The organism is Gluconobacter vitians, from assembly GCF_015244565.1.
In the GTDB taxonomy this organism is placed as follows: Bacteria; Pseudomonadota; Alphaproteobacteria; order Acetobacterales; family Acetobacteraceae; genus Gluconobacter; species Gluconobacter vitians.
Window position 1 is genome coordinate 1 of the sequence record NZ_JABCQG010000089.1, and the last position, 617, is coordinate 617.

A 617-nucleotide genomic window follows, 5' to 3' on the forward strand; every position below is an offset into this window, starting at 1 on the left:
GCCTTTATGCCCTGCAGGCCAGCATTCCCCATCTGACACGCTCGGCCCTGCATCGCTGCCTTCAGCGCCACGGGATATCCCGGCTTCCGGATATCGAGGGAGACAAGCCCAAACGCCAGCGCTTCCAACGCTACCCAATTGGCTTTTTTCATCTCGACATAGCGGAAGTCCAGACCGCTGAAGGCAAGCTGTACCTCTTCGTGGCGATTGACCGGACAAGCAAATTCGCTGTCACACAACTGGTCGAAAAAGCTGATCGGAAGACGGCCTGGGAATTCCTCGAACATCTCCTGAGCGTCATTCCTTACCGGATCCACACCATCCTGACCGATAACGGCATCCAGTTCGCTGATCAGCCCCGTAACCGCAATACGGCCTGGTCTCGCCCCATGCGCTTCGACATGATCTGCGAAGCTCACGGGATCGAACATCGTCTGACGAAACCCAATCATCCCTGGACGAACGGTCAGGTCGAGCGGATGAACCGGACAATCAAGGAAGCAACCGTCAAACGCTTCCATTACGACAGTCATGAGCAGTTGAGGACACACCTCAACGACTTCATGGCAGCCTATAATTTCGGGCGAAGACTCAAGACCCTCAGTGGCCTTACCCCT

The 617-nt window shown here is 55.8% G+C and carries 1 protein-coding gene; it reads left to right on the top strand.

The window, feature by feature from the left end:
• Positions 1-617: DDE-type integrase/transposase/recombinase (locus HKD24_RS15190; protein WP_194260973.1), on the top strand; the 617-nt coding region annotated here is incomplete at both ends.